The sequence below is a fragment of the Clostridiales bacterium genome (assembly GCA_012512255.1).
In the GTDB taxonomy this organism is placed as follows: domain Bacteria; phylum Bacillota; class Clostridia; order Christensenellales; family DUVY01; genus DUVY01.
This window is the reverse complement of record JAAZDJ010000067.1, coordinates 1-5578: the sequence shown is the minus strand read 5'-3', so window position 1 is coordinate 5578 and position 5578 is coordinate 1. Positions and strand designations below refer to the sequence as shown.

5 protein-coding genes are annotated in these 5578 nt (G+C 39.9%); all 5 read left to right on the top strand.

From position 1 onward, the window contains the following. Positions 1-206 (top strand): hypothetical protein (locus tag GX756_03470; GenBank protein NLC16918.1); only part of this gene is annotated, 206 nt, incomplete at its 5' end. A 467-nt stretch (positions 207-673) separates the two neighbouring features. Beyond that, positions 674-1150: a pyridoxamine 5'-phosphate oxidase family protein gene (locus GX756_03465; GenBank protein NLC16917.1), complete on the top strand. Its 477-nt coding sequence runs from the start codon at positions 674-676 to the stop codon at positions 1148-1150. A gap of 299 nt (positions 1151-1449) precedes the next feature. Then, the gene (locus tag GX756_03460) at positions 1450-2526 is read left to right on the top strand and encodes a DNA repair exonuclease (GenBank protein ID NLC16916.1); all 1077 of its coding nucleotides are present in this window, start codon (positions 1450-1452) and stop codon (positions 2524-2526) included. Beyond that, on the top strand, positions 2523-4544 hold the full coding sequence (locus GX756_03455; GenBank protein ID NLC16915.1) for an AAA family ATPase: 2022 nt from the start codon (positions 2523-2525) through the stop codon (positions 4542-4544). Before GX756_03460 ends, GX756_03455 begins: the two co-directional genes overlap by 4 nt. 352 nt (positions 4545-4896) lie before the next feature. Then, positions 4897-5310: a TIGR04086 family membrane protein gene (locus GX756_03450; GenBank protein NLC16914.1), complete on the top strand. Its 414-nt coding sequence runs from the start codon at positions 4897-4899 to the stop codon at positions 5308-5310. Positions 5311-5578: the final 268 nt, after the last annotated feature.

The window sequence follows — 5578 nt, the reverse complement described above, 5'->3', positions numbered from 1 at the left end:
TTGTGGGCAGAGTTGTAGAAATACTAGACAAGTCCGAAACCGAAAAATATATGGTCTTGGAAACGGGCGTAGGCGACAGCAAAAGCACTATGGTCTTTGATATGCACGCCATACTCAATGTGGTAAACACCGCAATCCAGCCCCAAGTAGAAAGCCTCGACCAAGAGCAGTCCCAAGACCAAGAAAAAGACCAAGAAAATATTTAAATCCCCCCAATACACAAAAAATGCGTTTTTAATTTTTTTAAAAACGCATTTTTTATACCCAAACGCAACAAACAAAAACTTATAGAATTTTTTGTTTTGGAAAATATTTTTTTTTTAATGCTTGTTCGCTTAATAACAGCTAAAAAATTAGCGTTTCGGCTTAAAAGCTTAACCCTAAAAACCAAAAAAACTGCCAAAACAAAATAGGAAATTAATAACTTTAAGATACGACGATTAATAATTTCTTGCTTGCCTTTTTAAACTGTTTTGATTTTAATGTTCTTGCTTTTTTAGGCTTGCCTTTGCTTTGCGGAATTCTTACAGCGCTGACCGCTTTCTTGTCCGCGATGTTCTTTCAAAAATAACCTAATATTTTGCCCGCAATATTTTTGTTAAGCGTTATATCGCAAATCATTTTTTTAAAAAATACGAAGCTATTAATTTTAAAAAACACAAGAAGGGGAAAAATGAGCATGTTCCAAGAGGTGTTAAAAATTATTGAGGAAAGGTGCGGCAAAGGGAAAGACAACATTATCTCGCTTGCGACTATCGGGATAGGCGAGGACGGCAAGCCCCGCCCTTATGTTCGCGAGGTGGACGGGTTTTATGAAGACGGCGCGTTTTATGTTACCACTTCGGCAAGCTCGGCCAAGATGCGCCAAATATCCCAAAACCCTGAAGTCGCGTTCGCGGCCAGCAACCAATGGTTTTATGGGCACGGAATCGGCGAAAATTTGGGCTGGGTCCTAGACCCCAAAAATTCCGAACTAAGGGCCAAACTTCGCGCTGCGTTTGCCGCTTGGTATGAACACGCCAACGATGAAAACCACAAAGACTGCGTCATCTTGGCGATCCGCATCACTAGCGCCACCGTAATCCAAGACTTTGGCGCCATCCGCTACCGCATAGACTTCCTTGCCCAAACCGCCACACAAGAAAAATAAGGATAGGAAAACAAAAATAATAAGTACCAAGTCAAGAATATAATAAACTTAGCGAGTCTTAATGAAAAAACCGCTAAAAAGGTCAAAAAACGCGAACTTGAAAGTTTTGATAAATCAATTAGAAAAAAAGAATGGTTGTATGCGGTATACAAAACATCATTAGTTACTGTTTTGGACAATGATTATTTATTACCCCATAACCACGCCTTGAAATTTTGTTTAAGATACTATATAATGTAAGCATGTTTATAAATATAGGCATATTTTGTGGTTGCGCCATATAAAAGGCGATAAATTACTTGAGAAAGAGGGCTATGAAAGTTATACATTGTTCGGACATCCATTTGGATTCCAGATTGGAAGGCGTCAATTCCCAAGAGCGAAACAACGAACTTTTGAACACTTTTAACAAGATGGTTGACTACGCGGTGTCAAACGGCGTCCGCGCGATAATCATAGCGGGCGATTTGTTTGACACGCAAACCCCAAACTCCAAGACCAAAAAATTTCTAAGCGATTTAATTTCCCAGACCCCCAATATAGATTTTTTATATCTTAAAGGAAATCACGACGGTTATGATATTTTTGACGCCGTTGATATGCCGCCCAATTTTAAGCCGTTTTTGGATAAGTGGACAACCTATAATTATGACGATGTAACCATAGCGGGCATCCAAACCACCGAAGATAATTACAAATCGTTATACCAACAGCTTAACCTAAACCCCGGCCGCAAAAACATAGTAGTTATGCACGGGCAAATATCCGCTTCAAGCAAGCCCGACGCCGTCAATTTGGAGCTTCTCAAAAACAAAAACATAGATTACTTGGCTTTGGGCCATTACCATTCTTTTACTTGGGACAGGCTGGACAAGCGCGGCGTTTATTGTTACAGCGGCTGCTTGGAAGGCAGGGGCTATGACGAGATAGGCGAAAAAGGCTTTGTTTTGCTTGACACCCAAAACCTTGGCGCCCCGCCCAAACTTGTAACGGGCCTAAGCCACAGAACGGTTTATGAAATAGATGTGGATATCACGGGGAAAAGCAGCTATTTGGAAATCAAAAACGCGATATCCCAAGCCGTGTCGGGCATAGATTCCAAACACTATGTCAAGGCAAACCTAACGGGCTATTATATATTAGGCGCCCAAAAAGATTTGCACCACATCAAGCTGGACTTTGAGCCTTTGTTTTACTCCTTTAAAGTCCAAGACAACACATTGCTGCAAATTGACATAGAGGACTACAAATACGACATATCCCTAAAAGGCGAGTTTATAAGGTCGGTCCTGAAATCAAATTTACCCCAAAAACAAAAAGAAGATATCATTAACTTCGGCATAAGGGCGTTAAAAGGCGAGGATATAATATTATGATTTTGAAAAAATGCTATATAGAAAACTTTGGCAGGCTGCAAAAATTTACTTACGAGTTCAAAGACGGTCTTAACATTATCCAGCAAGAAAACGGCTGGGGCAAAACCACATTAAGCGTATTTATCAAATCCATGTTTTACGGGCTGCCCTCAAGCCGCAAGCTGGATCTAAACCAAAACCTGCGCAAAAAATACGCGCCTTGGCAAGGCGGCAAATTTGGCGGTTATTTAGAATTTAAGATAGGCGACAAGTCTTACAGGATTGAGCGTTTTTTTGGCAAGAGCGAGAGCCAAGACACTTTTGCGCTTTATGACCTGTCAACCAACAAGCTAAGCGGCGACTACACATCTGATATCGGCTACGAGCTGTTTAAGATAGACGAAGACGCTTACGAGCGAAGCACATATTTCCCGCAAACCGATCACAAAACGGGCATCAACGATTCCATAAGGGCTAAATTGACCAACCTTATAGAAAGCGCGGACGATATGGCGGGCTTTTCCCAAGCGATAGATAGCCTGAAGGCGCAAAAATCGTTATTTGAAAAGCGCGGCAACAGGGGCTTGATTGCCGATTTGGAAGCCGAGCAAATTGATTTGCAAGAACAATTGCAAGATTGCCTGTCCAAACAACAGGGCAGCAAAAACCTATCGGACCAATTAAAAAAACTGCAACAAGAGCAAACAATTTTGCAAGGCCAAGCGGACGAGCTTGCCAAAAAAATTGACCAAATTAAAGAAAACCGAATAAAAAGAGAAGTCTATGACGCCTACAAGCGCTTTGAGGAAGATTACCGAAACGCTTGCGCGGTCTATAACAACATGCGCCTTGATTTGAATAATAAGCCCGTGGCTATGGACGATGCGGACTTGGCGCAAGAAAAGATTATGTCTATAAACAGCGCTTCCCAAAGATTAAGGGAATACGAGCAAAAGCTAAGCCAATTTTCGCAAACGCAAAGCGCAAACAACAAAAAAACATCATATTTGGGATTGTTGCTGATAATTATCAATGTCTTGCTGTTGGGCGGCGGAATAGGCAGTCTGTTTTTTTACAAGGCTTTGGGCTTTTTGCTGCTTGGATTGGGCGCGCTGTCAACCATAGGCGGCTTTTTGGCGCTATATTTTCACAAAAAGAAAACAAGCGCGGGCGCTAGTCAGGACCAGCATTATAAAAAGCAAATAAACGCCTTAAGCGACCAAATCAGAAACGATTTGGATTATATAATCCGGTTTTTGCGCCCCTTTTACAGCGACGTCAATCAATATAATTATCAAGAAGTTTTTAACGAATTCAAATATAAGGTTAGACTTCTTTATGACAAACAAAAAGAAATGGACATCAAGCGTCAAGCGCTGGATAATTATATGGAAGAAAAACAACTGGATGAGAGCGCAATCTCGCGATATTCCAAGCTGCAAGTTGATTACAGCAAAGAGCAGGATAGATTAAACCAAGTCCAAAACAGGTTGGACCAAATAAAAAACCAAATTATCAAAATAAATAACGAACTTAACAATAACCAGGTCTTTATAAATAAGATTGACCGAATAAAGTCAAGGCTTGCCCAAAACGAGCAAGAGCTTGCCAAAGCCCGATACAATAATGAAACCTTAAGACTGACAATTGATTATTTGACGGCGGCGCGCGAAACCTTGACCAAAAACTATCTAGGCAAGATGGAGCAAAGCTGTTCCAAATATATAAACAGGTTTAGCGCCAAAGAGAGCTTCAGCATAGACACCGATTTGAAAGTCAAGATAGAAAAAAGCGGCCAAAAGAAAGAGCTTGACTATTTTTCCGAAGGGTATAAAGACATGGTCGGTCTTTGCACGCGGCTTGCGCTGGTTGACGCTATGTTTGAAAACCAAAAGCCGTTTTTAATCTTTGACGACCCTTTTGTGAATTTGGACGACCAAAACCTAGAGCGCGCCAAAAACATCCTTAACGAAATATCCAAAACCTATCAAGTCATTTATTTGGTCTGCCATACCTCCCGCGCCCAAAAAGCAAGCTAGACTTTGGCAAGAGAATAACAGGTAAGATTTTGACGCCTTTCGCGCCAAAAAAGCAAGTTAGATTTTGACAGAAGAATATTAGCTGGGCAAGATTTTTCACGTCCAGGAAGCAAGTTAAAACTTTTTGGGCAAGCCCCCAAAACTTATGTTAAAGATATTTTCCCGCCGTTATCGCCTTTTGCCCTTGTGCGCCTTGGCAAGCCAAAATTTTATGTTCGGTATATTTTTTAATGCAAGCCGCCAAAAACAAAGGCTTATTTCAGGCATGCCCAAAAGGGAATTTTTTATTTATCATATTCAACGCTTTTGGCGCATATTTTATAATAAATAATTAATATGCAGGGTGAAATTTATGAGTTTTAGTCTAAAAAAAGAAAAATCCAAACCCGCCGAAAAGTCCAATATGTATTTGGAAGTCTTGAAAGGACTTACAATCGCGCTAATAATCAGCTTAATTTTGATACTGGCGATGGCGCTTGTGATAACTTTTGTGGATGTGTCGGACACGGTTATAGCCGTAATCAACCAAATAATCAAAGCGGTGTCTTTGCTTGTTGCAAGTATTATAGCTTTCAAAGAAAAGTCCAACGGCTGGAAAAAAGGCTTAATATTGGGTATCATTTATATCGTGGCGGCGTTTTTAATATTTTCGCTTATGGACGGCAAATTCACTTTTGGCTGGAATATATTATTTGACTTAATCGCGGGCGCGGTTATGGGCATTATTTGCGGAATCTTTGCGGTGAACATAAAAAGAAGAATTTAATATATAATGTAAGAAAAAATATCAAAAATACCGCAAAAACAAGCGGTATTTTTTAATGTGGAAATCGCCTAAAAAGAATTGGCTTTTTTCTGTTAACGGTTATTAAATGTTAAACTTTATTATAAAAATAAACAATATCGTTATTATACAAGGCTTTTAACCAAAAACGACCGACCAAATTTACTCTTTTGGCAAATTTTAACGCATAAAGCTGTCAACCGTATTTTTTATTATTATACTCTATTAAAACCCTCAAGCCCGCATTTAA

What these genes read in the sequence shown, in the direction of transcription:
- GX756_03465 (NLC16917.1), top strand. Translation starts at nt 674, where the DNA reads ATGAGCATGTTCCAAGAGGTGTTAAAAATTATTGAGGAAAGGTGCGGC.
- GX756_03455 (NLC16915.1), top strand. Translation starts at nt 2,523, where the DNA reads ATGATTTTGAAAAAATGCTATATAGAAAACTTTGGCAGGCTGCAAAAA.
- GX756_03450 (NLC16914.1), top strand. Translation starts at nt 4,897, where the DNA reads ATGAGTTTTAGTCTAAAAAAAGAAAAATCCAAACCCGCCGAAAAGTCC.